Origin of the sequence: Bradyrhizobium sp. 2TAF24 (assembly GCF_052115025.1) — a bacterium.
Taxonomy (GTDB): Bacteria; Pseudomonadota; Alphaproteobacteria; order Rhizobiales; family Xanthobacteraceae; genus Bradyrhizobium_A.
This window is the reverse complement of record NZ_JBFRFW010000017.1, coordinates 7,501-32,459: the sequence shown is the minus strand read 5'-3', so window position 1 is coordinate 32,459 and position 24,959 is coordinate 7,501. Positions and strand designations below refer to the sequence as shown.

At 66.0% G+C, this 24,959-nt stretch carries 23 protein-coding genes and 1 riboswitch (1 of these 24 running past the window's edge); of the genes, 11 read left to right on the top strand and 12 right to left on the bottom strand.

Going from position 1 to position 24,959, the window contains the following annotated elements; genetic code table 11:
- The first annotated feature begins 73 nt into the window (after positions 1-73).
- Entirely contained in the window at positions 74-2,629 is a 2,556-nt protein-coding gene (locus tag AB4Z37_RS24265; RefSeq protein WP_441519310.1) for a TIGR02302 family protein, read from the top strand.
- Positions 2,630-2,638: 9 nt separating this feature from the next.
- On the opposite strand, the gene AB4Z37_RS24260 is transcribed toward AB4Z37_RS24265, so the two are convergent.
- The 6 genes from AB4Z37_RS24260 to AB4Z37_RS24235 form a co-directional block, all read right to left on the bottom strand.
- Positions 2,639-3,022, bottom strand: coding sequence for a response regulator (locus AB4Z37_RS24260; RefSeq protein WP_441519309.1), 384 nt, complete (start codon positions 3,020-3,022; stop codon positions 2,639-2,641).
- A 167-nt stretch (positions 3,023-3,189) separates the two neighbouring features.
- On the bottom strand, positions 3,190-3,951 hold the full coding sequence (locus AB4Z37_RS24255; protein ID WP_441519308.1) for an SDR family NAD(P)-dependent oxidoreductase: 762 nt from the start codon (positions 3,949-3,951) through the stop codon (positions 3,190-3,192).
- 13 nt (positions 3,952-3,964) lie between these two features.
- A complete protein-coding gene (locus tag AB4Z37_RS24250; protein ID WP_441519307.1) occupies positions 3,965-4,297 on the bottom strand; it encodes an EthD family reductase in 333 nt (110 codons plus the stop codon).
- A gap of 20 nt (positions 4,298-4,317) precedes the next feature.
- On the bottom strand, positions 4,318-5,514 hold the full coding sequence (locus tag AB4Z37_RS24245; RefSeq protein ID WP_441519306.1) for an ABC transporter substrate-binding protein: 1,197 nt from the start codon (positions 5,512-5,514) through the stop codon (positions 4,318-4,320).
- A gap of 119 nt (positions 5,515-5,633) precedes the next feature.
- Entirely contained in the window at positions 5,634-6,122 is a 489-nt protein-coding gene (locus tag AB4Z37_RS24240) for a carboxymuconolactone decarboxylase family protein (protein WP_441519305.1), read from the bottom strand.
- 257 nt (positions 6,123-6,379) lie between these two features.
- On the bottom strand, positions 6,380-7,255 hold the full coding sequence (locus AB4Z37_RS24235; RefSeq protein WP_441519304.1) for an MJ0042-type zinc finger domain-containing protein: 876 nt from the start codon (positions 7,253-7,255) through the stop codon (positions 6,380-6,382).
- Between the two features lie 218 nt (positions 7,256-7,473).
- Between AB4Z37_RS24235 and ftsE the strand changes: the two genes are divergently transcribed.
- From ftsE to AB4Z37_RS24215, 4 genes are all read left to right on the top strand, one after another.
- Complete coding sequence (gene ftsE, locus AB4Z37_RS24230; RefSeq protein WP_441519303.1) at positions 7,474-8,133, top strand: cell division ATP-binding protein FtsE; 660 nt, start codon at positions 7,474-7,476, stop codon at positions 8,131-8,133.
- A complete protein-coding gene (locus tag AB4Z37_RS24225) occupies positions 8,126-9,100 on the top strand; it encodes a cell division protein FtsX (RefSeq protein ID WP_441519302.1) in 975 nt (324 codons plus the stop codon). Before ftsE ends, AB4Z37_RS24225 begins: the two co-directional genes overlap by 8 nt.
- A 201-nt stretch (positions 9,101-9,301) precedes the next feature.
- Positions 9,302-10,063 (top strand): YdcF family protein, encoded by a 762-nt coding sequence (locus AB4Z37_RS24220; protein WP_441519481.1) that lies wholly within the window; start codon positions 9,302-9,304, stop codon positions 10,061-10,063.
- 8 nt (positions 10,064-10,071) lie between these two features.
- Positions 10,072-10,848: a lysophospholipid acyltransferase family protein gene (locus AB4Z37_RS24215; RefSeq protein WP_441519301.1), complete on the top strand. Its 777-nt coding sequence runs from the start codon at positions 10,072-10,074 to the stop codon at positions 10,846-10,848.
- 16 nt (positions 10,849-10,864) lie between these two features.
- Here AB4Z37_RS24215 and AB4Z37_RS24210 read toward each other — a convergent pair whose 3' ends face one another.
- On the bottom strand, positions 10,865-11,443 hold the full coding sequence (locus tag AB4Z37_RS24210) for a gamma-glutamylcyclotransferase (RefSeq protein WP_441519300.1): 579 nt from the start codon (positions 11,441-11,443) through the stop codon (positions 10,865-10,867).
- A 130-nt stretch (positions 11,444-11,573) separates the two neighbouring features.
- On the opposite strand from AB4Z37_RS24210, the gene AB4Z37_RS24205 reads away from it, so the two are divergent.
- Positions 11,574-12,773, top strand: coding sequence for a DUF2125 domain-containing protein (locus tag AB4Z37_RS24205; protein ID WP_441519299.1), 1,200 nt, complete (start codon positions 11,574-11,576; stop codon positions 12,771-12,773).
- A 41-nt stretch (positions 12,774-12,814) separates the two neighbouring features.
- On the opposite strand, the gene AB4Z37_RS24200 is transcribed toward AB4Z37_RS24205, so the two are convergent.
- From AB4Z37_RS24200 to AB4Z37_RS24190, 3 genes are read right to left on the bottom strand one after another with little or no spacing between them, the layout of a single operon-like run.
- Positions 12,815-13,768: a prephenate/arogenate dehydrogenase family protein gene (locus tag AB4Z37_RS24200; RefSeq protein ID WP_441519298.1), complete on the bottom strand. Its 954-nt coding sequence runs from the start codon at positions 13,766-13,768 to the stop codon at positions 12,815-12,817.
- Position 13,769: 1 nt separating this feature from the next.
- On the bottom strand, positions 13,770-14,861 hold the full coding sequence (gene hisC, locus AB4Z37_RS24195) for a histidinol-phosphate transaminase (protein WP_441519297.1): 1,092 nt from the start codon (positions 14,859-14,861) through the stop codon (positions 13,770-13,772).
- A gap of 43 nt (positions 14,862-14,904) precedes the next feature.
- Entirely contained in the window at positions 14,905-15,759 is an 855-nt protein-coding gene (locus AB4Z37_RS24190; protein ID WP_441519296.1) for a chorismate mutase, read from the bottom strand.
- A 202-nt stretch (positions 15,760-15,961) separates the two neighbouring features.
- Positions 15,962-16,041, top strand: a riboswitch (SAM riboswitch).
- Between the two features lie 191 nt (positions 16,042-16,232).
- Between AB4Z37_RS24190 and metX the strand changes: the two genes are divergently transcribed.
- The 3 genes from metX (at position 16,233) to AB4Z37_RS24175 (ending at position 18,937) form a co-directional block, all read left to right on the top strand.
- Positions 16,233-17,432 carry a homoserine O-acetyltransferase MetX gene (gene metX, locus AB4Z37_RS24185; protein ID WP_441519295.1) on the top strand — a complete coding sequence of 400 codons (1,200 nt, stop codon included), beginning with the start codon at positions 16,233-16,235 and terminating at the stop codon, positions 17,430-17,432.
- Positions 17,429-18,091 (top strand): methionine biosynthesis protein MetW, encoded by a 663-nt coding sequence (gene metW, locus AB4Z37_RS24180; protein WP_441519294.1) that lies wholly within the window; start codon positions 17,429-17,431, stop codon positions 18,089-18,091. The genes metX and metW overlap by 4 nt, the downstream gene beginning before the upstream one ends.
- A gap of 207 nt (positions 18,092-18,298) precedes the next feature.
- Positions 18,299-18,937, top strand: a complete 639-nt coding sequence (locus AB4Z37_RS24175; protein WP_441519293.1) for a TIGR02594 family protein — start codon at positions 18,299-18,301, stop codon at positions 18,935-18,937.
- Here AB4Z37_RS24175 and AB4Z37_RS24170 read toward each other — a convergent pair.
- A complete protein-coding gene (locus AB4Z37_RS24170; protein ID WP_441519292.1) occupies positions 18,921-19,706 on the bottom strand; it encodes an MOSC domain-containing protein in 786 nt (261 codons plus the stop codon). The two genes, AB4Z37_RS24175 and AB4Z37_RS24170, sit on opposite strands and share 17 nt — an antisense overlap.
- A gap of 272 nt (positions 19,707-19,978) precedes the next feature.
- Here AB4Z37_RS24170 and clpB point away from each other — a divergent pair, with 272 nt between their 5' ends.
- The gene (gene clpB, locus AB4Z37_RS24165) at positions 19,979-22,645 is read left to right on the top strand and encodes an ATP-dependent chaperone ClpB (RefSeq protein ID WP_441519291.1); all 2,667 of its coding nucleotides are present in this window, start codon (positions 19,979-19,981) and stop codon (positions 22,643-22,645) included.
- A gap of 170 nt (positions 22,646-22,815) precedes the next feature.
- On the top strand, positions 22,816-24,216 hold the full coding sequence (locus AB4Z37_RS24160) for a C13 family peptidase (protein ID WP_441519290.1): 1,401 nt from the start codon (positions 22,816-22,818) through the stop codon (positions 24,214-24,216).
- Between the two features lie 62 nt (positions 24,217-24,278).
- On the opposite strand, the gene AB4Z37_RS24155 is transcribed toward AB4Z37_RS24160, so the two are convergent.
- Positions 24,279-24,959 carry the final stretch of a peptidoglycan DD-metalloendopeptidase family protein gene (locus tag AB4Z37_RS24155; RefSeq protein WP_441519289.1) on the bottom strand. The gene runs 1,425 nt beyond the window's last position, so the window shows 681 of its 2,106 coding nt (coding positions 1,426-2,106); its start codon lies beyond the right edge, outside the window; the stop codon is at positions 24,279-24,281.

Here is a 24,959-nt window from a genome sequence, read left to right as displayed (position 1 = left end):
GTGGCCGGCGATCCGCCGTGCCTCATTGCCGCCGCCGTGCTAGGCTGACTTCTCGGTATTCCAGGAGACCGGTTTGAAGCCATCGCCCCCAGACGCCCCGGACACGGCGCAGCTCCGCCTGGCGCAGGCGCTGCAGCGGGCGCAATGGGCGATCGCCTGGGAGCGGCTGTGGCCGCATTTGGCGCGCGTGCTGACCGTCGTCGGCCTGTTCCTGGCGCTGTCCTGGGCAGGCCTGTGGGTGGCGCTGCCGTTCAGCGCGCGGATGATCGGCGTCGGACTGTTCACGGTCCTGGTCATCGCTGCGCTGGTGCCGCTGGTCCGGTTCCGCTGGCCGACCCGTGATGATGCGCTGCGCCGGCTCGACCGGGGCGCCGGCATTCCGCACCGTCCTGCGACCGCGCTGACCGATACCCTGCGGTCGGCGGATCCGGTGGCGCAGGCGCTGTGGCAGGCGCAGCGCGAGCGCACGCTGGCCGCGCTCAAGCGCATCCGCGCCGGCCTGCCGTCGCCGCGTCTTGCGCTTCATGATCCCTGGGCGCTGCGCGGGCTGGTCGTCGTGCTGATGGCGGCGACGTTCGTGGCAGCCGGCGGCGAGCGGGTGGCGCGAATCGCCTCCGCTTTCGACTGGAACGGCCTCCTGGTCTCGCCCGATATCCGCGTCGATGCCTGGGTGACCCCGCCGGCCTACACGGCGCGGCCGCCGGTGATCCTGTCGGCCACCGCCGGCCGCGAGACGCCGGGCGCGGCTGATGCGGGGACGCTGTCAGTCCCCGCCGGCAGCACGCTGATCGTGCGCACCAGCGGCAGCAAGCTCGATGTTGCCGTTACCGGCGGCGTCGCTGAAACCGCGCCGGCGGAGGATGCGCCGAAAGGAGCAACGGAGCGCCGCTTTACCATCGCCGGGGACGGCAGCGCTCATGTCCGCAGCCCGTCTGCGCAGCCGCTGTGGACCTTCAAGACCCTGCCCGATCATCCGCCGACCATTGCGCTCGCGAAGGATCCCGAGCGTCAGGCGCGCGGTGCACTGCTGCTCGCCTACAAGATCGAGGACGATTACGGAGTCACCGAGGCCCACGCGCAGTTCGCCGCGCAGCCCAGCGCGGTGCCGCCTGCTGGTGAAACGGCTGCGCCGGCGCGACCGCTGTTCGATCCACCCCAGTTCCCGCTGGTGTTGCCGAATGCGCGAACCCGCAACGGCGTCGGCCAGACTGTCAAGGATCTCAGCGAGCATCCCTTTGCCGGCGCCGACGTCACGCTGACGCTCAGTGCGCGCGACGAGGCCGGCAACGAGGGCCGCAGCGAGCCATTCACCATGCGCCTGCCGGAGCGGGTGTTCGCCAAGCCGCTGCCGCGAGCGCTGATCGAACTGCGGCGCATGCTGGCGCTCGACGCCAACCAGAACGCCCAGGTGTACTCGGCGCTCGAGGCGCTGATGATCGCGCCGGAACTGTTCACGCCCGAGCTTGGACAGTATCTCGGTGTGCGCAGCGTGACGGCGCAGCTCGATCGCGCCCGCACCGACAACGATCTGCGTGAGGTGGTGGCTGGCCTCTGGGCCCTGGCGGTGGCGATCGAGGACGGCAATATCTCCGACGTGGAAAAGGCGTTGCGTGCCGCCCAGGATGCCCTCAAGCAGGCGCTGGAGCGCGGCGCCAGCGACGAGGAGATCAAGAAGCTTACCGAGCAGCTGCGTGCGGCGCTCGACAATTACCTGCGTCAGCTCGCCGAACAGCTCAAGAACAACCCGCAGCAACTGGCGCGTCCGCTCGATCCCAACACCAAGATGCTGCGCCAGCAGGATCTCAATGCCATGATCGAGCGCATGGAGCGGCTGTCACGCTCCGGGGACAAGGATGCCGCGCGGCAATTGCTCGACCAGCTGCAGCAGATGCTGGAGAATCTGCAGATGGCGCAGCCGGGCCAGGGCGAGAGCGACATGGAGCAGTCCATGAACGAGCTCGGCGATGTCATCCGCAAGCAGCAGGCGTTGCGCGACCGGACCTTCAAGCAGGGCCAGGACTCGCGGCGCGACCGCATGCGCGGCCAGCAGGGCGACCAGAATGCAATGAACGACCTGCGCCAGGACCAGCAGGCGTTGCGCGATCGCCTGAAGAAGCTGCTCGACAACCTGAACAAGCAAGGCATGGGGCCGCAGCAACGCGGTCAGCGCGGCCAGAACGGTGAACAGGGCCAGCAGGGTCAGCAAGGCCAGGGCGGTGACGAGGCAGGCGGCCTCGACGATGCCGATACCGCGATGGGCGACGCCGATGGCCGGCTCGGCGAAAGCAATGCCGACGGTGCGGTGGATGCCCAGGGGCGGGCGCTGGATGCACTGCGCCGCGGCGCCGAGCAGCTTGCCCAGGACATGCAGCAGCAGATGGGCGATGGCCAGGGCGATAGTCCCGGCAATCGTGTGGGGCGCCAGGAAGGCAGCGGGCGCGATAGCGACCCGCTGGGGCGGCCATTGCGGGGCCGCGAGCATGCCGATGACTATTCGGTCAAGATTCCCGGCGAGATCGATGTCCAGCGTGCCCGCCGGATCCTGGAGGAACTGCGCCGGCGTCTCGCCGATCCGCAGCGTCCGCAGGTTGAGCTCGACTACATCGAGCGCCTGCTGAAGGATTACTAACGCGCAACGTCAGGTCGAGCGGCCGTCGCGCGAGGCCAGCGCCCTGGCGACGGCGGCGCGAATATCCGTCACCGAGAACGGCTTGGTCACCACGTCGTGGACAATGGCCTCAAGTCCCGACGCCCGCTCGCGCTGGTCGGCGAAGCCGGTCATCAGCAGGATGGTGAGGTCGGGAAAGTCGCGGGCGACCGTCAGCGCCAGCGCAATGCCGTCCATGATCGGCATCTTGATGTCGGACAGCAGCAGGTCGAAGCCGCCGTTCTCGCGGCTGAGGATTTCGAGCGCTTCGGCACCGTCTTCGGCGGTGACGGTGTCGTGCCCGTCCATGGCGACAGCGCGGGCCACCAGGGTGCGCATCGAGTCTTCGTCGTCGGCGATCAGCACACGGGGCATCGGCACGTTATCCCACAAGCGCGGCCGCGCAACGGTGCGGGGCCTGCTTCAGACCTGCGGGAGGATGCCGGTCTTGTCAAGGTTCCGGGGGGCGGTTACTTCGCCGTGACCAGGGGGCCGGACTGCCTCGCGATCCTTTGTCCGGTCGCCGACGGTCGCGTTCGCGGCTACATCGCCAGAAAGCCGCCATCGACCGGAATCATGGTGCCGGTGACATAGCTGCCGAGGGCCTCGGACGCGAGGAACACCGCGGCTCCGACCAGTTCCTCGGGCTCGCCGACACGGCCGAGCGGCACCCGCTTCAGCAACAGGTCACGCTTTTGCGGATCGTTCTCGATCCAGGGATTGATCGGCGTGCGGATGATGCCGGGCGCGATGCCGTTGACGCGAACGCCGAACGGCGCGAGCTCGACCGCAAGCTCCTTGGTCAGCAGCAGCACGGCGCCCTTGCTCGATGCGTAGGCTGCGCCCTTGGTGGCGAGCCCGAGGAACGATTGCACGGAGCCGATGTTGATGACCGCGCCACGGGTGCGCTTGAGCTGCGGCAGCAAGCTCATGGTGGCATAGTACGTGCCGTCGAGATTGACGCCGAGCACGCGCTTCCACGCTGCAAGGGCTTCCTCGCTGTCGCTATCGCCGCGGAAGATGATGCCGGCGTTGTTGATCAGGATCGATATGTCACCGGCCTCGGCCTCCACGCGTCCGGCGAGCGCCGCACCGGCGGCGCGATCGGCGACGTCCCAGACGTAGGACCAGGCCTTGCGGCCGCTGTCTCGAATCAGACGCGCGGTTTCCGCTGCTGCGTCCGCATTGACGTCGGTGACGACCACATCGGCACCCCAGCGGGCGAGCCCGACAGCAAGGCCGCGGCCATTGCCCTGGCCGGCTCCGGTGACGAGGGCGATACGTCCTTTCAGCAGGTCGTGCATGTCGAGATCCTCCTTACTGCCCGGGACGGGGCGTGGTGACGACGGTGTGTTCCTCGACCGTCAGCGAGGTGACCGTGCCGACGAATTCGCGGGCGTCGGCGACCACCTTCTGCCAATCCGGTGACGCCAGTACACGGTCCATGGTCGCGGCGTCCGCGAACCACAGCTCGGCGAGGCCGTCGATCGAGCTGCCACCGGCCGTTCCCTGCCGGACGCGGTTCTGCACATAGCCGGCGACGCCCTGAACCTGGCGCACGATGGCGGCGTGCTGGATGAGCCAGCGACGGTCGAATTCGGCGTCGTCGATGCCGTCCTTGCGGGTGAGTAGAGACATGCGCTTGATCATGCGGCCCTCCGTCGTTCCGTTCACTGTTTGAAGTCGGCGGGCTTCAATGCGGTGGTGACCGCATCGCTGTAGGTCGCGAGCTTGCCGTCCTGCCAATGGGCCCATTTGTAGTCCGGGCCGGCGAGCGCCTCGTGCTGCGTCGGCGAGAACGGGCGGTCGTAGGCCTTGATATAGCCGTCGTGCGGGCTTTTCAGGTTTTCGAGCGCGGTGCGCAGGGCGACGCCGTCCGTCGTGCCGGCCTGGGTGATCGCCAGCGCCAGCAGCATCATGGCGTCATAGGTGTGGGCGGCGAGGTGGAAGGCGCCTGGATTGAGCTTGGGGCCGAGCCGGTCGAACAGCTGCTGCTGGTGCGGCGTGCGCTCAGGTCCCACGGTGCGCAGGAAGATCGGCCGGTCGGCGAGCTTGGGCCCGGCGGTATCGATGAAGCTGGGGTTGTCGGCTGCCCAGGAGCTCAGCACCTTGGGGAAGTAGCCGATCTTGTCCATGCTGCGCAGCAGGTGACCGAGCGGCGCGCCCTGCGCCCACACCACCAGCGTGTCGACGCCAGCGGCCTTGAGCTTGGTGAGCTGCGAGGTCATGTCGGTGTCGGCGACGCCGAACTTCTCGATCAGCACCGGCTTGACACCGAGCAGCGCACCGACCTCGGTCATGTCCTTGAGGCCGCCCTGGCCGTAACCGGTGGTCTCGACCGCGTAGGCGATCGCCTTGGCGGCTGGGTCGGCCTTGGCGTAGGCGAGCAGGCCGCCGACCTGGGCGCGGTCGCTCATCGAGACGCGGAACATGTAGTTGTCAGCGCCTTCGTTCAGCGGTCTCGTGATGTCGCTGCCCGATGCCAGCGGCACGATCACGGGGATGCGCTTCTGGTTGGGAATCTGCTTCCAGGCCATGGCATTGCCCGAGTTGGTCGGACCGAGGATCGCGACCACCTTCTCGCTGTCGATCAGGTCGCTGATGTTCTGGATCGATTTCGGCGGCAGCGCGAGATCGTCACGGGCCACGACAACGAGCTTGCGGCCCAACAGACCGCCCTTGGCGTTGAGGTCGTCGGCGGCGAGCTGCATGGCGAGCACCGCGGCCTGGCCGCTCGAGGCCGACGGCGATGCGGAGAGATCGCCGTTGAAGCCGATCTTGATGTCCGGTGCGTTCTGTGCGGCCGCGGCGCTGCTGAGCAGCATCGCGGCAGCGAGTGCGAGGAGGGAATGGCGTCGTGAAAGCATGAGGGGGCCTCGATCGCGTGACGGGAGGGCGGCGCCGATAACAGGCGCACGTCGTCTCGATCCCGGAGCGGAGGAGGTCCGCGTCCGGGTGGGGTGATGGCGGATTGTGAGGGAGGCGATTAGCTGGCGGCGGCCGGCGAATAGCGATCGATGCCGGTCTGGATCCACTTGGTGTACATGGACAGCAGCTCGGGCGAGGCCGGGTCGAGCTTCATGATGCCGCCGATCATTTCGCTGGCGAACATGAAGGCGATCCAGGCGGTGAGCTCGACGATCTCCTCGTCGTTGAAGTGGCGGCGCAGTTCGTCCCAGATCGCGTCGTCGACACCGGTCGGGCGCTGCGCGACGGCGCGGCCATAAGCGACGGCGGCGGCGAGGCGGGGGTCGTCATAGGTGCCGACCGGCTGCCCGAGCGAGGCGCAAAACGCGCAGCCGCTGTGCTGGGCCACCATGCGCCGCACCTCTTCCTTCAATGCGGGATGCAGCACACCGGAAAACCGCATCGCTTCGTCCATCGCCATCCAGCCCTTCGAGATGTCGGGGCGCAGGCTCATGATCTTGCGGAAATGGCTGCCGGGAACGGTGGTCTTTCCTTCGAGGCGCGGCATCGTGGTGTTTCTCCCTGTGGTGCGGTGTCGCGGCTTGGACTGGCGTTTCCGAGCGAGACCCACTGGGTCGCCCCGACATCCTGCGCGTTTCTGTCCCCTGATGATAAGCATATGGCGAATGAATTTGTAAATGACAAATAATCCCACGATATGGGAATGATGAAATAGTTCGTCGTATACGAACAGACGCGCCGCCTCGCCGCCGCGCTGCGGGCGCACGGTCAGGCGAGAGATGAAGCGGCTTTAGGAGGGCTGGTTCAGGCGCCGCCGGCAGCGATGTCGCGGCGGTTGAAAAACCGCACCACAATCTCCCGCCCGTCGGCTGGTGGCGAGGCGAGGCGCGACTTGAACCACGCCTTCTCGCCCGGCTTCAGCACCGGCTGATCCAGCACCGCATTCCAGGCATAGATTTCGGTGCCATTGGCATCACGCACCAGGAAGCGCAGGCGGGGAATCTCGATCGGCTTCTTGGCAATATCGATGATGTTGCCCTCGATGATCAGCACCGGCTTGTTTTCGACGAGCTCGGTGGAGATGCGGACGTCCTCGAAGGCGAGCCCGCGCAGGTTGATCGGCAGGCCGACGGTGCGGAAGAAGGCCGCGGTCTGCGGCATCATTCGCACCACATCGGCCCGCCAGACGATCAGGCCGATGACCAATGCGCCCATCACCGCACAGGCGATCGGTAGTCCGAACGGCAAGGCGCCGGGGCGGGCGAGCGGTCCGAGCGACAGCGCCGGCAGCCCGAGGCGGGCGAGCCACGAGCGGGAGCTCTCTCTCTCCTCCTCCACGAGGTCGCTGTCGTTCTCCCGGGCGAGGGCGGTCCATTCGGCATCCTGTGCCGGTGCGCCGGCGTCGTACGCGTCGTCGTCGGGCAGGTCGCTGGTGATGGACGGGCTTTCGACCTCGGGGATCGGATCGTGGGCGGCATCGTCGGCGTGATCGTCGTGCGCCGAGATTCCCCATCCCTCGTCGTCCTCGTCGACAGCGGGGGTCAGCGCGTAGGGCGCCTGCTCCGGATAGGCGAGCCAGGTCTCGCGGCAGCGGGCGCAGCGCACCGTCCGTCCAGTCGTGCCGAACGTCGCCGGATCGACGGCGTAGGATGTCGCACAATGAGGGCAAACGATCTGCATGGAACCTGTCGCCGGACCGAGACCGTTGAAGTGTTAGCATCCGTCCGTTAACGAACCGGAAACCATAACGGACGCACAACCGGCTTCGGGAACGGCGGCTTCTGCGCGGTCGCCGGCACAGCCCTACGGCGGGATGCGTAACATTCTGAATTTGATGGTCTTTTGACGGTGCTGCGGGATGCCCGGCGCCGCCAGGCTGCGGGCGAACGGAGCTGACCTTGGTCCGGTTCGAAAACGTCGGTTTGCGCTACGGACTCGGTTCCGAGGTTCTGCGCGACCTCTCTTTCCAGATTCCGGCCCATTCCTTCCAGTTCCTCACCGGTCCCTCGGGGGCCGGGAAGACCTCTCTGTTGCGGTTGCTGTTCTTGTCGCTGCGTCCCACGCGTGGCCTGATCAACCTGTTCGGGCATGACGTTTCGCTGCTCGGCAAGGACCAGATCGCTGACCTGCGCAAACGCATCGGTATCGTGCTGCAGGACTTCCGCCTGCTCGACCACATGACCACATACGAGAACGTGGCGCTGCCGTTCCGCGTGATGGGCCGCTCGGAATCGAGCTACCGCAAGGAGGTCATCGACCTGCTGCGCTGGGTCGGCCTCGGCGAGCGCATGGATGCGCTGCCGCCGATCCTGTCAGGCGGTGAGAAGCAGCGCGCGGCGATCGCCCGCGCGGTCATCGCGCGGCCGCTGCTGCTGCTTGCCGACGAGCCGACCGGCAACGTCGATCCGACGCTGGCGCGGCGGTTGCTGCGGCTGTTCATCGAGCTGAACCGCTCGGGGACGGCTGTGGTGATCGCGACCCATGATATCGGGCTGATGGACCAGTACGACGCACGGCGCATGGTGCTGCACGAAGGGCGGCTGCACATCTATGAGTAGGACCGGCGGCGATCGCCGCAGCATGATGGATCTGGGGCGCGACGAGCGCCCGCAACTGCCGGCGAAAGCGCGCAATGCCTCGCCGATCGTGCCGCGCGCGTCGATCTCGGGCCGAGCGCTGGTCGCGGTGGTGGCGATCATGACCTTTCTCGCGTCGCTGACGACCGGCGCCGTGCTGCTGGTACGGGCTTCGGCAGCCGAATGGCAGTCCGATGTCGCCAGCGAGATCACCCTGCAGGTGCGGCCGGTCGCCGGCCGTGACATCGAGAAGGACCTGCGCGCGGTGGTCGAGGTCGTGCGTGCGCAACCCGGCGTCGTGGATGTGCGGCCTTTCACCAACGAGGAATCGGCCAAGCTGCTGGAGCCCTGGCTCGGCACCGGCCTGTCGCTGGAGGACCTGCCGGTGCCGCGCGTGGTCGTCGCGCGTATCGCTGCGGACGGCGCGCTCGATCTTGCCGGCCTGCGCAGCCGGGTGGCGCAGGTCGCGCCGTCGGCCAGCGTCGACGACCATCGCGCCTGGATCGAACGGATGCGCTCGACCACCGGTGCGACGGTGTTCGCGGGCATCGGCATCCTGATCCTGGTGATCATTGCCACCATCATCTCGGTCTCGTTCGCCACCCGCGGCGCCATGTCGACCAACCGTCCGATCGTGGAAGTGCTGCATTTCGTCGGCGCCGGCGACCGCTATATCGCCAACCGCTTCCTGCGGCACTTCCTGCTGCTCGGCTGCGAGGGCGGGCTGATCGGTGTGGTCGCGGCCATGCTGCTGTTCGGGTTCTCCGAATCGATCGGCCGCTGGTTTTCCGGCACCCCGGTCGGCGACCAGTTCGCCGCGCTGCTCGGAACCTTCTCGCTGCGGCCGTCCGGCTATCTCATCCTGCTGCTGCAGGCGGCATTGATCGCCGCGATCACCGGCTGGGCCTCGCGCCGCACGCTGTTTGCGACGCTGGAAGACATCGATTGACCCGCGGCCACGCCGGGAGCCGTTTTGGGGTCGCAGCAAAGCCGGGATTTGCGCTAGACTCCGCGCTGTTCCCCGGCGCTGGCCCGGCAATTGGCCGGCGCGGGGACTGTTGAGGATGGGAAAAGGGGGATCGCCCGAGGCCGGGCCTGAAAGGGGGGCTGTCGGGGCGGAGAGATGGCGCAGGAGCCGAACGACCTCGTCATGATGACGCATGCCGGACATGCGATGCCGACGCGCGCGCCACGCAGGCGACGACCGTTCCTGGTCGCGCTGCTGGCTGTGCTGCTGGCCGCCGCGGGCATCGGCATGATCGGGGTGATCGGCTTCCTGATCTTCCTGGCGCGCTTGCCAGTATCGGAGGTCACGCCGCCGCACGATGCCGACGGCATCGTGGTCCTGACCGGCGGCTCGTCGCGCATTTCCGATGCCATGGAGCTGCTGGCCGTTGGTTATGGCAAACGGCTGCTGATTTCCGGGGTGCATCCCACCAATGGTGTCTCCGATATTCAGCGGTCGTTGCCGGACAGCCAGCCGCTGCTCGGCTGCTGCGTCGATCTCGACCGCTCGGCCGTCAACACCCGCAGCAACGCGGTGGAGACGCGGCGCTGGGTGCGCGAGCGCGGTTTCCGCTCGCTGATCGTGGTGACGTCCAACTATCACATGCCGCGCGCCATCGTGGAGCTGTCGCATGCGATGCCGGACGTCGCATTGATCCCGTTTCCGGTGGTCGGTGACAAGTGGAATGACGAGCCATGGTGGGCAAGCGGCGCGGCGATGCGGCTGCTGGTGCTGGAATATGCCAAATACGTTGCTGCTGAAGTGCGTGTGCGGCTCGACAAGCTTGGCTTGAGCACGATGGTGGCGGCCGGTGATCCGTCGCCCGGCAGCCATACTCGCAGCGACCTGAGCCACCACGGCGTGAGACACGATGTCGCGCGCCGGTCCGGTGTCTCGATGAACTAGGAATGGCCATGCTCTCGATTTTTCTGCGCTCGCTGATCTTCAACATCCTGTTCTACGTCGTGCTGGTATTCTGGGTTCTGGTGGGAATTCCGACCTACGCGATGCCGCGCTGGGGAATCCTGAACATCGCCCGGTTCTGGGCGCGCAGCAGCATCTGGTTGATGCGGGTGATCTGCAACACCAGGGTCGAGTACCGTGGCCTCGACAAGATCCCGAAAGGCCCGCTGCTGGTCGCCGCCAAGCATCAATCGATCTGGGAAACCTTCGCACTGCTGCAGTTCTTCGAGGAGCCGCTCTACATTCTCAAGCGCGAGCTGAAGTGGATTCCGTTTTTTGGCTGGTATCTCGCCAAGGCCGACATGATCGGGGTCAACCGCGGAGCCGGTGGCCGCACCCTGCTGGAGATGGCGCGAGCCGCCCACGACGAGGTGCAGCGCGGCCGTCAGCTCATTATCTTTCCCGAAGGCACACGCCGTCCGGTCGGGGCCGAACCGCGCTACAAGTACGGCGTCGGCCAGATCTACGTGGATTGCGAGGTGCGCTGTCTGCCGGTCGCGCTCAACTCCGGCCTGTTCTGGCCACGCCGCGCTTTCATGCGTTACCCCGGCACCATCGTCGTCGAATTTCTCGATCCACTGCCGCCGGGCCTGTCGCGCGACGACTTCCTCGCGCAGGTGTCGAGCGCGATCGAAACCGCCACCGACCGCATTGTACGGGATGGGCGCGAGGAGCAGGCACGGCTGTTCGGCCGGCCGCTTCCGGCCGACCAGCCATCGTCGGTGTGACGGATTTGCCGGCCAGTCAGTGATGCGCGGCGACGTCGCCGCGCAGCCGTGACGCAAGCTGGCGTAGCGCGGCATCGTGAATGCCGCGGGCTTCGAGCGCCTTTACCGTCGACAGCACGTAGTCGACATTGGCCCCCGAGCTGCCATGGCCCTGTCGCACGTAATGCAGCTGCTGTTCCAGGCTGAGGCGGCCGGCATACTGGTCATGGCCGCGGTCCGAGACATAGGCCAGCGCGCTGACCCGCTGCTGGGCATGGTTGTTCAGCCAGACCGAGCGTTTCACCTCGCGATAGACGCCCGTGACCTGTTCCCGGGCGCGCAGGTAGGCGATCGTCGCGGGGCGCTGCGCCGGCGCGACGCGGAACGCGGTGCCCTGGCAAGCGCCGCCGCGGTCGAGGCCGAGCACGAGGCCGGGCTTCTCGGGGGTGCCCCGATGCACGAAGGAGTAGATGCAGAGCGCGCGATGTTCCCCGATCAGGCGCGCCGGCACCTGTTCGACGAAGGCAAAGCCGGGATTCCAGATCAGGGAGCCATAGCCGAAGACCCACAGGTCACCCTCGGCGAAGTCGGCCTCGGACAGGGTTTTTGCCGTCATAGCGTCCACTTGATTGCACCCATGTCTGTGTCATGCACGGCGCGGGAGTTCAATGCCTTTAGTTGCCCGCAAATTCTGGATATGTATCCGCCCCAATGGGGCGCCCAACCGCGCCCGCGATCGAGGTTTGTTGATGCCAGTCACCGTTGCCCCGCCGCGCCGCCGCTCCCGCTGGCCGCTCTATGCCGTTCCGATCGTGGTGTTGATCCTGGCGGCGGGCTGGAGCGCGTTCTGGTTCTACGCCTCCTCGCGGATCGACAGTGAGCTCGACGGCTGGCGTGCCCGCGAGGCCCGGTCGGGGCGGATCTACGACTGCACCAACCGCTCGGTTGCCGGCTTCCCGTTCCGCCTCGAGCTGCATTGTAATGGCGCCAGCGTGTCGCTGGTGTCGCAGACCGCGGAGCAGGTCGCGAGCCGCACGCCGATGACCGTGCGCCTGGCCGACATCTTCGTGATCGCCCAGGTCTATGATCCGCAGCACATCATCGCCGAGTTTACCGGGCCGGTCAGCTTCACCGATCTCGGCCAGCAGCCGTCGTTCGTCGGCAACTGGAGCAAGGGGCGCGCCAGCGTGATCGGTCTGCCGCTCGCGCCGCAGCGCACCTCGTTCGAATTCGATTCCCCGGCGCTCGACCGCATGGTCGACGATCGCCCGGTGCCGCTGCTGCGCGCCAGTCATCTCGAATTCCATGCCCGTCTCGCCGAAGGCTCCGTGGCCGACAACCCGGTGATCGAAACAGTGTTGCAGCTCCAGGGCGCGAGCGTGCAGGGCGTGCACGCCGTGCTGCAGGAGCCGTTCAACGCCGACATCCGTGCCAGGATCCGAGGGCTCAAGGATCTGTCGCCGAAGCCGTGGCCGGTCCGTTTCCGCGAAATTCAGGCGGCGGGCGGCCGTATCGACATCACCCAGTCGCGCATCGAGCAGGGCGAGCTGTTGTCGCTGGCGGCGGGCTCGCTCGGCATCAACACCAACGGCAAGCTCGACGGCCAGCTCGAGATGACCGTCGCGGGCCTCGACAAGATCATTCCGGCGCTCGGGCTCGACCGTCTGATCGATCAGGGCGTGTCGCAGGCGGCCATCGACAAGATGGCGCCGGGCGTCAACGCGCGGGACGTGAACAACGTCATCGGCGCGCTCGACAAGATGATTCCCGGGCTCGGCAACCTCGCGCGCAAGAACGCCAATGCGGGTCTCGCGGCCGGCATCAACATGCTGGGCCAGCCGACCACGCTCGAGGGACGCAAGGCGCTCGCGCTGCCGCTGCGCTTCGTCGACGGCGCGATCTTCCTCGGGCCGCTGCAGGTCGCGCAGACCCCGCCGTTGTACTGAGCGGTGTTCGCATCACTCGACGTCGCCGTGCAATCGCAGGCCTACTCGTCCGTCTCGTCGTCGGTCTTCGGCAGCGGCGCGTGGGGCCGGCCGAAGTCAGGGCTCGCGGTTTCCTGGCCGAGGTTGACAATGCCGCGGCGGATCGCGCGGGTGCGGGTGAACTGATCGAACAGCACCTCACCGTCGCCACGGCGGATCGCCCGGGTCAGCTTCGACAGATCCTCCTGGAAGGCGCCGAGCATTTCCAGCACCGCGTCCTTGTTGCTCAGGAACACGTCGCGCCACATGGTCGGATCTGATGCGGCGATGCGGGTGAAGTCGCGAAAGCCGCCGGCGGAGAATTTCAACACCTCGGAACGGGTGACGTCTTCCAGCTCGTCGGCGGTGCCGACGATGGTGTAGGCGATCAGGTGGGGCAGGTGGCTGGTCACGGCCAGCACCAGGTCATGATGTTCGGCGGTCATCACCTCGACATTGGCGCCGAGCGTCCGCCAGAACACCGTGAGCCGTTCTACAGCGGCGGTATCGGCGCCTTCCGGCGGGGTCAGGATGCACCAGCGGTTGATGAACAGTTCGGCAAAACCGGCATCAGGCCCCGAGTTTTCCGTACCTGCCACCGGGTGGGCCGGAATGAAATGGACCGTCTGCGGCAAATGCGGCGCCATGGCGCGCAGCACCGAGCCCTTGACCGAGCCGACGTCCGAGACGATTGCGCCAGGCTTCAGGTGGCCGCCGATGTCCTGCGCCACCTTGGCGCAAATGCCGACCGGAACACAGGCAATGACGAGATCGGCATCGGTGACGGCATCGGCGTTCGTATCCGCCACCCGGTGTCCGAGCTGCAGTTCGACAGCACGCGCGCGCACCTCCGGCGAGGCATCGGTCACGACCAGTTCGCCGGCAAGGCCAAGCTGGCGGACGGCCCGTGCGATGGACGAGCCGATCAGCCCGAGGCCGATCAGCGCGATCCGAGGAAATTGCGGTTCTGTCGTCACCTCAGCGCCCCATGAATTCGGTCAGCGCCGCGATCACCAGGCGGTTGGCCTCTTCGGTTCCAATCGTCAGCCGCAGCGCGTGCGGCAGCTTGTAGTTCTTGAGCGCGCGCAGGATCAGGCCACGCTCGGTCAGGAATGCGTCGGCATCCTCGGCGGTCTTGCCCTTCTCCAGCGGGAAATGGATCAGGATGAAGTTCGCCACGCTCGGCGTCACCTTCAGGCCGAGCTTGCCGATGGCCTCGGTCAGCTTCTCGCGCCACTTTTCGGTATGGCTGCGCGCCTTTTCAAAGTGTTCGGTGTCCTCCAGCGCGGCGACGCCGGCGAGCATCGCGGGCGTCGAGACGTTGAACGGCCCGCGGATGCGGTTGACCGCGTCGACGATGTGCGCAGGGCCGTACATCCAGCCGATACGCAGTGCGGCGAGGCCGTAGATCTTGGAGAAGGTGCGCGTCATCACCGTGTTCTCGGTGGTGGCGACGAGCTCGATGCCGGTCTCGTAGTCGTTGCGTGAGACATAGTCGCAGTAGGCCGCGTCGATCACCAGCAGCACATGGGAAGGCAGGCCGCTGCGCAGGCGCTTGACCTCGTCGAACGGCAGGTAGGTGCCGGTCGGGTTGTTGGGGTTGGCGAGCCACACCAGCTTGGTGCGCGGCGTCACGGCACGCAGGATGGCGTCGACGTCGGCGGTGAAAGCGGTCTCGGGCACGATGACGTTGGTCGCGCCGTTGCTGAGCGTTGCGATCGGGTAGACCAGGAAGCCGTGGGTGGTGTGGATCGCCTCGTCGCCTGGGCCGAGGTAGACATGGGCGAGAAAATTCAGGATCTCGTCCGACCCCGCGCCGCAGATGATGCGGTTGGGATCGAGGCCGAACTTGCGGCCGATCGCGTCGCGCAACACTTGCGACGAGCCTTCCGGATAGTCCTCGAGATGCGCGGCGGCGGCGCGATAGACTTCGATGGCCCTGGGCGAAGGGCCGAACGGTGTCTCGTTGGCGGAGAGCTTGAACACCCGGCCCGAATGCCCGTTCCCGCTCTTGCCGGGCGTGTACGGGGCAATCTCGAGAATGCCGGGCTTCGGCACGGGACGGGACATCAGCTCGGACTCCAAAAAACTCAAAATCAGGCAGGGCGCCGCGTCAGGCACCGGCCTCAGCACCGTTCGCCGGCACCGTATAGCGCGTCGCGTGGCTGCCGACGAGGGCCGCCGAGCGGATCGAGGTGCCGGCAGCGACCAGCGTCGAGGTGATCCGCGACAGCGGATGCTCCCGCGACACCGACACCAGCAGGGCCGCGCCGTCGAAGGCGCCATCGGGCACCGCGATGATCTCGGCGAATGGTGACAGCGCGCGCGCGACATTGGCGTTCCAGCCCGAGACGCGGATGCTCCACATCTCGATGTCGGTGACCATGGCGTTGTCGGCGACCCGCGAGATCACGAACACCGGCAGCGCGGCGGGGTGGTCGGCACGCTCGATGAAGGGCAAGCGGGCAATGATCTTCGGTGCGCCGGCGGCTTCCAGCGGGATCCACCACGGTGAAATGCTGGCGGTTGCCGGGACGAGCGCCAGGTCACCTTTCGACTTGGCAGCCGCCTCGACCGCTGCCGGCGCGCTGAAATGCGCTGTGAACGGCACGGTGAAGCCGAAATGGAAGCGGGCGGAATCGCGCATCGCGGACTCGCCGGGGGAGAGATCGGCGTGCACGGCGAACGGTGCCTGCACATAGGTGAACGTCGCGATGATGACGCGCCAGATGCTCTCCACCGTATCGAGCGGCAGGATGCCGTGATGGCGCTGCACCAGGCGCCGCATCATGTCGGCCTCACGCGCCGGACGGAATGCCGAGCCGACTTCCTGCGTCTGCTTCACCGCGATCAGGCGATCGATGATCTCGGCGCGTTGCATCAAAAGCTCGTGCACCTGCTCGTCGATGCGGTCGATCTCGCGACGCAGTTCCTGCAGCATCGGCGGGGCGGGGGGAGCCTTGGACATCTGTGTTCAAAACCTTGCGATGGCGTTCGCTCTGCCCTGCAAGGGCCGGATCGGTCAAATTGGCAGGGTTGGCAAGGCATTGATAGGAAAGACGAGGGGCGAAAGCAAAGAAAACATGGTCAGTGCAGGCCAGCCTCGTCGCTGCCGGCCGAGGGGCGGCGATCCCCGATCTTGACGGGACAAAGCCGGGGGACTATGAGCATTACTGTTCCGTGGTCATTTGAGCCGGCCGGCTTGCAGCCACGTTAAAAAACTCGCTAAACAGGCCGGGGACAGATGAAATCCCGGCCGAACTGTGGTTCGTGCCGGTTTTTTTATGGCCGGACCCCGGTGAGATCGATCGGTTGGTCTGGAGACGCCATGTCCATGCGTGCCGCAGCAAGATTGTCCGCTCAGCCATCGTCCGGGTGCCGGCGAGGCGCACACGCCGGTGTGCGCAGGACAGCCGGCGCGCAGTGTCTCGGGGAGGTCGCATGGATACGTTGAATCAGCCGTCAGCCCGGATGGAGGCTCATGCGCGCGAGGCCGATCAGCCGAGCTCGCAGGTCGCGGTGTTCGGCAGCGACACACCGCTCCATCTTGATTGCGGCTTCGACCTCGCGCCGTTCCAGATCGCGTATCAGACCTATGGCCAGCTCAATGCCGCGCGCAGCAATGCGATCCTGATCTGCCATGCGCTGACAGGCGATCAGCATGCCGCCAACATCCACCCGGTCACGGGCAAGCCGGGATGGTGGGACATCATGATCGGCGCTGGCAAGCCGATCGATACCGACCGCTATTTCGTGATCTCGTCGAATGTGGTCGGCGGCTGTCTCGGCAGCACCGGACCGGCCTCGCTCAATCCCGCAACCGGCAAGCCGTGGGGCCTCGATTTTCCGCTCATCACCATTCCCGACATGGTGCGGGCCCAGGCGATGCTGGTCGATCGTCTCGGCATCGACACCTTGCTGGCCGTGGTCGGCGGGTCGATGGGCGGCATGCAGGTGCTGCAATGGGCAGCAGCCTATCCGCAGCGGGTGTTCGCGGCGTTGCCGATCGCCTGTGCGACGCGCCATTCGGCACAGAACATTGCGTTTCACGAGGTCGGCCGCCAGGCGGTGATGGCCGATCCGGACTGGTGTCAGGGCCGCTATTTCGAGCACGGTCTGCGTCCGCAGCGCGGTCTCGGCGTCGCGCGCATGGCCGCGCACATCACCTATCTGTCGGATGCGGCGCTGCATCGCAAGTTCGGACGGCGGCTGCAGGACCGCGCCTTGCCGACCTTCTCCTTTGATGCCGATTTCGAGGTCGAGAGCTATCTGCGCTATCAAGGCTCATCGTTCGTCGAACGCTTTGACGCCAACAGCTATCTCTATCTGACGCGGGCGATGGACTATCTCGATATCGCGGCGGATCACGACGGCGTGCTGGCGCGCGCGTTCCGCGGCACGCGTACGCGCTTCTGCCTGGTGTCGTTCACCAGCGACTGGCTGTTCCCGACCGCCGAGTCGCGCAACGTGGTGCATGCGTTGAACGCCGGCGGCGCACGGGTCTCGTTCGCCGAGATCGAGACCGACAAAGGGCACGACGCATTTCTGCTCGACGTGCCTGAATTCCACGATATCGCGCGCGCCTTCCTCAACTCGGCCGCCGTGGCGCGTGGCCTCGGCAATACGGATGCAACGACATGACGGCACAGAGCGAAGCTCTCCAGGCGACAGGCGGTCTTGTGCGCCCCGCCGATGCCTATCGCGGCGACCATCTGCTGGTCGCGGAAATGGTCGCGCCGGGATCGCGGGTCCTCGATGTCGGCTGCGGCGAGGGAGACCTGTTGCGGTTGCTGGAAAGCCGCGGCGTCGACGGCCGTGGCATCGAGCTGTCGCGCGAGGGCGTCAATCACTGCGTCGCCAAGGGGCTTGCGGTGATCCAGGGCGATGCCGACACTGATCTCGTCAACTATCCTGACGACTCCTTCGATTACGTGATCCTGTCGCAGACGCTTCAGGCGACGCGCCAGCCCAAGGTCGTGCTCGAGCACCTCTTGCGCATCGGGCGCCGCGCCATCGTCTCGTTCCCCAATTTCGGGCACTGGCGGATGCGGCTGCAGCTACTCGTCAAGGGCCAGATGCCGCGCACCGAGCATCTGCCGGCGACATGGTACGACACCGCCAACATCCATTTCTGCACCATCAAGGATTTCGTGCAGCTGTGCGACGAGATCAACGTCAAGATGGAGCGCGCGGTCGCGCTCAATCTCAACGGTCTGCCGCTGCGGCTCAATGCGCCGTGGTGGTTCTGGAACATGTTCGGCGAGCAGGGCGTCTTTCTTCTCAGCCGTGGCAGCCGTTGAACGATTAACCTTCGCTTCAGCAATCGGGCGCCAACGCGGCGTGGAACCCCACTGAATCGTCACATTGTGATCGCGACATCACCACGAAATGATTGCGCTGCGACCACATTGTGCCTTGCTCTCGTCACATCAGATTCGTCTTTCGCGCACGGATAACGGGCCCCTTAAGGGGCCCGTTGGATTTGGGGGTGTCACTAGGGATACATGATGATCGAATCGACTACGTTTCGCCTGCCGCTGCGGCATGTCGCGCTCGCGCTGTGTTCGGTGGCAATCGTCGCGCTTGCGACACCGGCTTCGGCGAGGCCCTCTCACGGCGCGAGCCGTCATTCTCACGTTCATAGCCACTATGTTCGCCACCAGGCCGTGCGGCATTCCGGCCGGCACTATCGGCATGCGCGCCGCGCTGCCGGCGCGCGGGGCGAGGCTTCGATGTCGCCTTCGATGTCGCCTTGGGAAAATCCGGCGTTCGCCGGCCCGGCGCCGAGCTTTGGTGGTTCGGATGTCGTCGCCGAAGCGCGCCGCTACATCGGCAGCGGCAACCCCACCGACCGCCGCAGCCTGTGGTGTGCGCGGTTCATGAACATGGTGCTGCAGCGTTCAGGCCATAAGGGTACTGGCTCCGACATGGCGCGTTCGTTCGCGAGCTATGGCCAGCGTGTTTCCGGTCCGCAGGTCGGCGCCATCGCGGTCATGAGCCGCCGCGGCGGCGGCCATGTCGGCGTCGTCAGTGGCGTCGATGCCAACGGCAATCCGATTGTCGTATCAGGCAATCACGGGCATCGCGTGGCCGAGGCGGTCTATCCGCGCTCGCGCGTCTACGCTTACGTCATGCCTCAGAGCTGACCTCGTCGCTCACCACGATCGGGTCGCCGCTGGCCACTTCGCCATCGGCGACCACCTCGGCATAGACGCCGCAGTCGTCATGCCCGTATTGCCGCATCATGTCATGCGGCAGGCCGAGATCGCGGAGTCCCGTCACGGGATCCACATTGATGGCGGCGCAGCGCATGATCCGCTTGGTGACCTTGAGCCGCGCTCCGCCGATCGCCAGCGTCCGGCCGATCAGGCCGAACTCGTGCCAGGCCGGCCACCCCGTCACATAGAGATTGGCGCGAAAGCGCAACGGGTGTACCGGCTGCCCGACCAGGGTGGCGAGATCAGCGACACTCGCCAGGTTGATGACCGACAGCACCTTCTTCGGCGTATCCGAGAAACTGTGGCCGGGGGCGAAGAGCACCTTCGGCGGCCCCCGCAACTCCTTGACGAATGTCTTGGCGACGAACTGTTCGATCACGGCGCGGCCTTCGTCGCTCTGCAGGTCGCCGCAGGCGACCTCCTGTCCGTGATGGCGGATGGTCAGGACGTGGCTATCTTGGTCGTAGCTGGTCTCGAACGTTGCCAGGCGCTCGTTCCGCATCAGCATCAGGAAGTTGATTTTCGGAAAATGCCGCGGATCGGCTGCCGTGAAGCCACTGGGGCCGTTCTCGATCGCGTAGCGCCGGTCGCCGGGGAGGGGCTGGCCGACGCGCAGCGTGACGCTGGCCAGCGGCTCGGGGGTGAGGCCCTTGACCGGATAGCGGTAGATGCTGGCGACAGTGCCGCTCGCGCTCATGGCTCATTGGTAGAAAATTGCGCCCCGAGTCGCCAGACCTGTTCGGATCAGATGTGGGGCCTCCGGGAAAATCCCGTCTTTTCCAGCCCCGGCCCCTTCCGCCGGGCAGCTGCAGTTCCCACATTGGGGCAGGATCGGGGCATTGACCGAACCGGAACCAGAACGACCACGGGCGTGTTGACGAACATCAACGACGCACGGGGAACACCCAATGACGATGCCAGCGAATGTGCCTCCGGGGCATTCACGGCAGGCCGAGGGAAAGGACCACTATGAATATCGAGAAGTACACTGAGCGCGCGCGGGGATTCATCCAGTCGGCGCAGTCGCTGGCGTTGCGCGAGGGGCACCAGCAGTTCACCCCGCTGCATATCCTGAAGGTGCTGCTGGACGACGGCGAAGGTCTCGCCGGCGGGCTGATCGACCGCTCCGGCGGCAATTCCCGTGCCGTGCTGCGCGCCACTGAGACGGCGCTGGCCAAGATGCCCAAGGTCTCCGGCAGCGGAGCCGGGCAGGTTTACCTTGCGCCTGCGACCGCGCGGCTGTTCGAGGCTGCGGAACAGGCGGCCGAGAAGGCCGGCGACAGCTTCGTGACTGTCGAGCGGCTGCTGCTGGCGCTGACGCTGGACAAGGATGGCGAGGCCGGCGCGCTGCTGAAGCAGGGCGGCGTCACGCCACAGAACCTCAACACCGCCATCAACGCGCTGCGCAAGGGCCGCACCGCGGACAGCGCCTCGGCGGAGAATGCTTACGACGCGCTGAAGAAATACGCCCGCGACCTGACCCAGGCGGCGCGCGACGGCAAGCTCGACCCGGTAATCGGCCGTGACGAGGAGATCCGCCGCACCATCCAGGTGCTGTCGCGCCGGACCAAGAACAACCCGGTGCTGATCGGCGAGCCCGGCGTCGGCAAGACGGCGATCGTCGAGGGGCTGGCGCTACGCATCCTCAACGGTGACGTGCCGGAGAGCCTCAAGGACAAGAAGCTGCTGTCGCTCGACCTCGGCGCGCTGATCGCGGGCGCGAAGTATCGCGGCGAATTCGAGGAGCGGCTCAAGGCCGTGCTGCAGGAGGTCACCTCCGCCGAGGGTGGCATCATCCTGTTCATCGACGAGATGCACACCCTGATCGGCGCCGGCAAGGCTGATGGCGCGATGGACGCGTCGAACCTGCTCAAGCCGGCGCTGGCGCGCGGCGAACTGCACTGCATCGGCGCCACCACGCTCGACGAGTATCGCAAGCACGTCGAGAAGGACGCGGCGCTGGCGCGGCGCTTCCAGCCGGTGTTCGTCAGCGAGCCGTCGGTCGAGGACACCATCTCGATCCTGCGCGGCCTCAAGGACAAGTACGAGCAGCACCACGGCGTGCGCATCACCGACGGTGCCATCGTCGCCGCGGCGACGCTGTCGAACCGCTACATCACCGACCGTTTCCTGCCCGACAAAGCCATCGATCTCGTCGACGAGGCCTCGGCGCGGCTGAAGATGCAGGTCGATTCCAAGCCTGAGGAGCTCGATTCGGTCGACCGCGAGATCATTCGCCTGAAGATCGAGCAGGAGGCGCTCAAGAAGGAGACCGATGCCGGCTCCAAGAGCCGCTTGCAGACGCTCGAGACTGAGCTTGTGGATCTCGAGAAGCGCTCGGCAGACCTGACGTCGCGCTGGAGCGCGGAGAAGGGCAAGCTGTCGGACGCGCAGAAGCTGAAGGCGGAACTCGACCAGTATCGCGTCGAACTCGCCAACGCGCAACGTCGCGGCGAATTCCAGCGAGCTGGCGAACTTGCCTATGGCCGGATTCCGGAACTGGAAAAACGGCTCGCCGAGATCGAGGCCAACGAGGCCAGCGGCGCCATGGTGGAGGAGGCGGTGACCGCCGACCATGTCGCGCAGGTGGTGTCGCGCTGGACCGGCGTGCCGGTCGACAAGATGCTCGAAGGCGAGAAGGAGAAGCTCCTCAAGATGGAGGACAGTCTTGCCAGGCGCGTGATCGGTCAGAGCGAGGCGGTGCGTGCGGTGTCGACCGCGGTGCGCCGCGCCCGTGCCGGCCTGCAGGATCCGCACCGGCCGATCGGCTCGTTCATGTTCCTGGGGCCGACCGGCGTCGGCAAGACCGAGCTGACCAAGGCGCTCGCCGAATATCTGTTCGACGACGAGACAGCGCTCGTGCGCATGGACATGTCCGAGTACATGGAGAAGCACTCGGTGGCCCGCCTGATTGGCGCGCCTCCCGGCTATGTCGGCTATGACGAGGGCGGCGCGCTCACCGAGGCGGTGCGCCGGCGGCCTTACCAGGTCGTGCTGTTCGATGAGATCGAGAAGGCGCACCCGGACGTGTTCAACGTGCTGCTGCAGGTGCTCGACGATGGCCGCCTGACCGACGGCCAGGGCCGTACCGTGGACTTCCGCAACACGCTGATCATCATGACGTCGAACCTCGGCGCCGAATTCCTGGTGAACCAGCCCGAAGGGCAGGACACCAGTGCCGTGCGCGACCTGGTGATGACGGCGGTGCGGGCGAACTTCCGGCCCGAGTTCCTCAACCGTGTGGACGAGATCATCCTGTTCCATCGGCTGCAGAAGAGCGAAATGGGGCGGATCGTCGAGATCCAGTTCGGCCGGCTGCAGAAGCTGCTCGAGGACCGCAAGATCGCGCTCGAGCTGGAAGCCTCGGGCCGCGATTGGCTCGCCGAGAAGGGCTGGGATCCGGCCTATGGCGCCCGTCCGCTCAAGCGGGTGATCCAGCGCAGCGTGCAGGATCCGCTCGCCGAGATGATTCTCGGCGGCGACGTGCGCGATGGCGACACTGTGAAGATCGCGGCCGGCAAGGACGGCCTAACCTTCAACGGCAAGGCCGTCGAAGGCTTCGACGACGAGGTCTTCGCTGCACGCAGCTCATCCCGCGCGACGCGCGGCAACGACGGGCCGCATACGACGCACTGAGCGACGACAGCAAGTTCACTGCAAGGGCCGGGGGATTCCCCGGCCCTTGGCGTTTCTGTCTCCGGATATGGCTAACGTTTCATAACCGCTCGCATCCGGAACCTGCGACATTCTGGGCGAAATCCTTATTTCCTTCGACCTAAAGTTGACGAAGTCGAGGGGGAAGCGCCATGCGAACGATCTTCAAGACGGTGAAGCTCGCAGGACGCGCGGCGGTCTGGCGACCGACACGCGATATTCCGGATGTTGGCGCGCGGGCGCTCCTTGGGTGGTGCTTTCTCTACCTCACGATCGATATTGCGACGCAATACGCGCGCAGCTACTCGATACTGACCTTCGATCCGTATGGTCTGAACGGTTCGATCGCTTTCCTGGCGGGTTATCTCGCCATCGTCGCGCTGTTCATACCCTCCTCGCGGAGGATGGTGTCGCTGGTGGCACTCGTGGTGCAAGGCATCATGCTGGCACTCGTTGTCCAGCTTGCGCTCAGGTTTTTTCCAGACCTGCAGTCATGGTGGCGCGACAACGCGCCCTCGTGGGGCTGGTTTCTTGCCTTCTTCGCCTGGATCGCAGGCATCTATGCGGCACTGCTGAGGAGCGGTGACAACCGACCGGGCTGGTTGCGAACGCTGACGATCTCGTTCGGTCTTGCCGTCGCAGTGACGGTATTCGGGAATATCTTTCCCTATGCTCCGACTTTCATCGGCAAGGATTACAACCAGTCGAGCTTCAATCTATGGGAGGCGATTCGCCAGGCGCAGCGGCGCGCCGCCGAGGGCGAAGAGCTGCGCCGGGTTGATCGCGCGGCTGTCGAGCTCGCTCAGGCGCGATTGATGGATGCCGCGATCGGCGGCCTGAAGCCGCAGCGACCCGGGTATGTCGATATCTATACGATCGGCGCAGCCGGATGGTCGCCGCAGGATGTCTTCCTGAAAGAGCTCGATGGCGCGTTGGGCGTATTGGGGAGCGCGCTGGATATCGAGGGGCGAACGCTGCGTCTCGTGAATCATCCGGATACGGTGGCGAATACGCCGGTCGCATCGCGCCAGAATTTCGCTGCTGCTGTTCGCGCGGCCGCGAAGACGATGGATCCGGCCGAGGACGTCCTGGCCATTTTCCTGACGTCGCACGGTTCGTCCGACGGGGTGGCTCTTCGGCTTCACGGAGCTTTCTACGGTAGTTTGTCCCCAGATGATGTCGCTGAGACGCTCAGGGCTGAAGGAATCCGGAATCGCATCATCATCGTTTCCGCCTGCTACTCCGGCATTTTTCTGAAGCCGCTGGCGGACGAGCATTCGATCGTGATTACTGCGTCGGATGAGAACAACTCATCGTTCGGCTGCTCGAATGAGCGCGAGTGGACGTATTTCGGCGACGCGCTTTTCAATCAGAGCCTTCAGCCCGGTGTCGATTTGCCGGCGGCGTTCGCGAAGGCTTCGAACCTGATTGCGGAATGGGAAATGCGCGACGGGCTGCCGGCTTCCCACCCACAGGCGCATTTCGGCAATGCGTTGCTCCAGAAACTTGCTGCCGCCGCGACGCAGGGACGAGAAGCTGCTGCGGGCCGATAGCCGTTTCCGGATCGATGCAGCGGCCGTCACAGGTCGATTATCGAGGGAAAATATGCCGGCGCTCAGCGGCTCGAGGTCGTCCCGACCGAATCGAGCGCGTCCTGGTTGGAGAAGCTGAAGCCCTGGCCCTTGCCTCCGGTCCGGGGGGGCGGAGCGGGCTGGTTCTGCGCGACACGGGCGGGGCCGCCGCGGCTGTTCATCATGCCGTCGAGGCGGTCGCGCTCCTGCTCGAAGCCCGCAAGCAGGTTGCCGTCGAGCGAGCGGCCGCGCGGCAGCTTGACGCGCATTGGGTCGACGAAGCGGCCGTTGACCAGGATCTCGTAGTGGACATGAGCGCCGGTCGAGAGGCCGGTCGAGCCGACGAAGCCGATCACCTGGCCCTGGCGTACCCGCTTGCCGGGCTCCATGCCCTTGGCATAGGCGCTCATATGGCCGTAGGCGGTCTCATAGCCGTTGGGATGCTTGATCCGGATGTACTTGCCGTATCCGCCGGACCACTCGGCCTTCTCCACCACGCCGTTGCCGGAGGCGAAGATCGGCGTGCCGTAGGCGGTCGCCCAGTCCACGCCGGTATGCATCTTGGTGTAACCGAGGATCGGGTGGCGCCGTCCGCCGAACGGCGAGCGCATGATGGCGTTGTTGACCGGCTTGCGCACCAGGAACTTCTTCGCGCTCTTGCCGCTCTCGTCGTAGAAGTCGACCACGCCGTCGTCGGGGGTCTGGAACCGATAGTATTTCTTGGT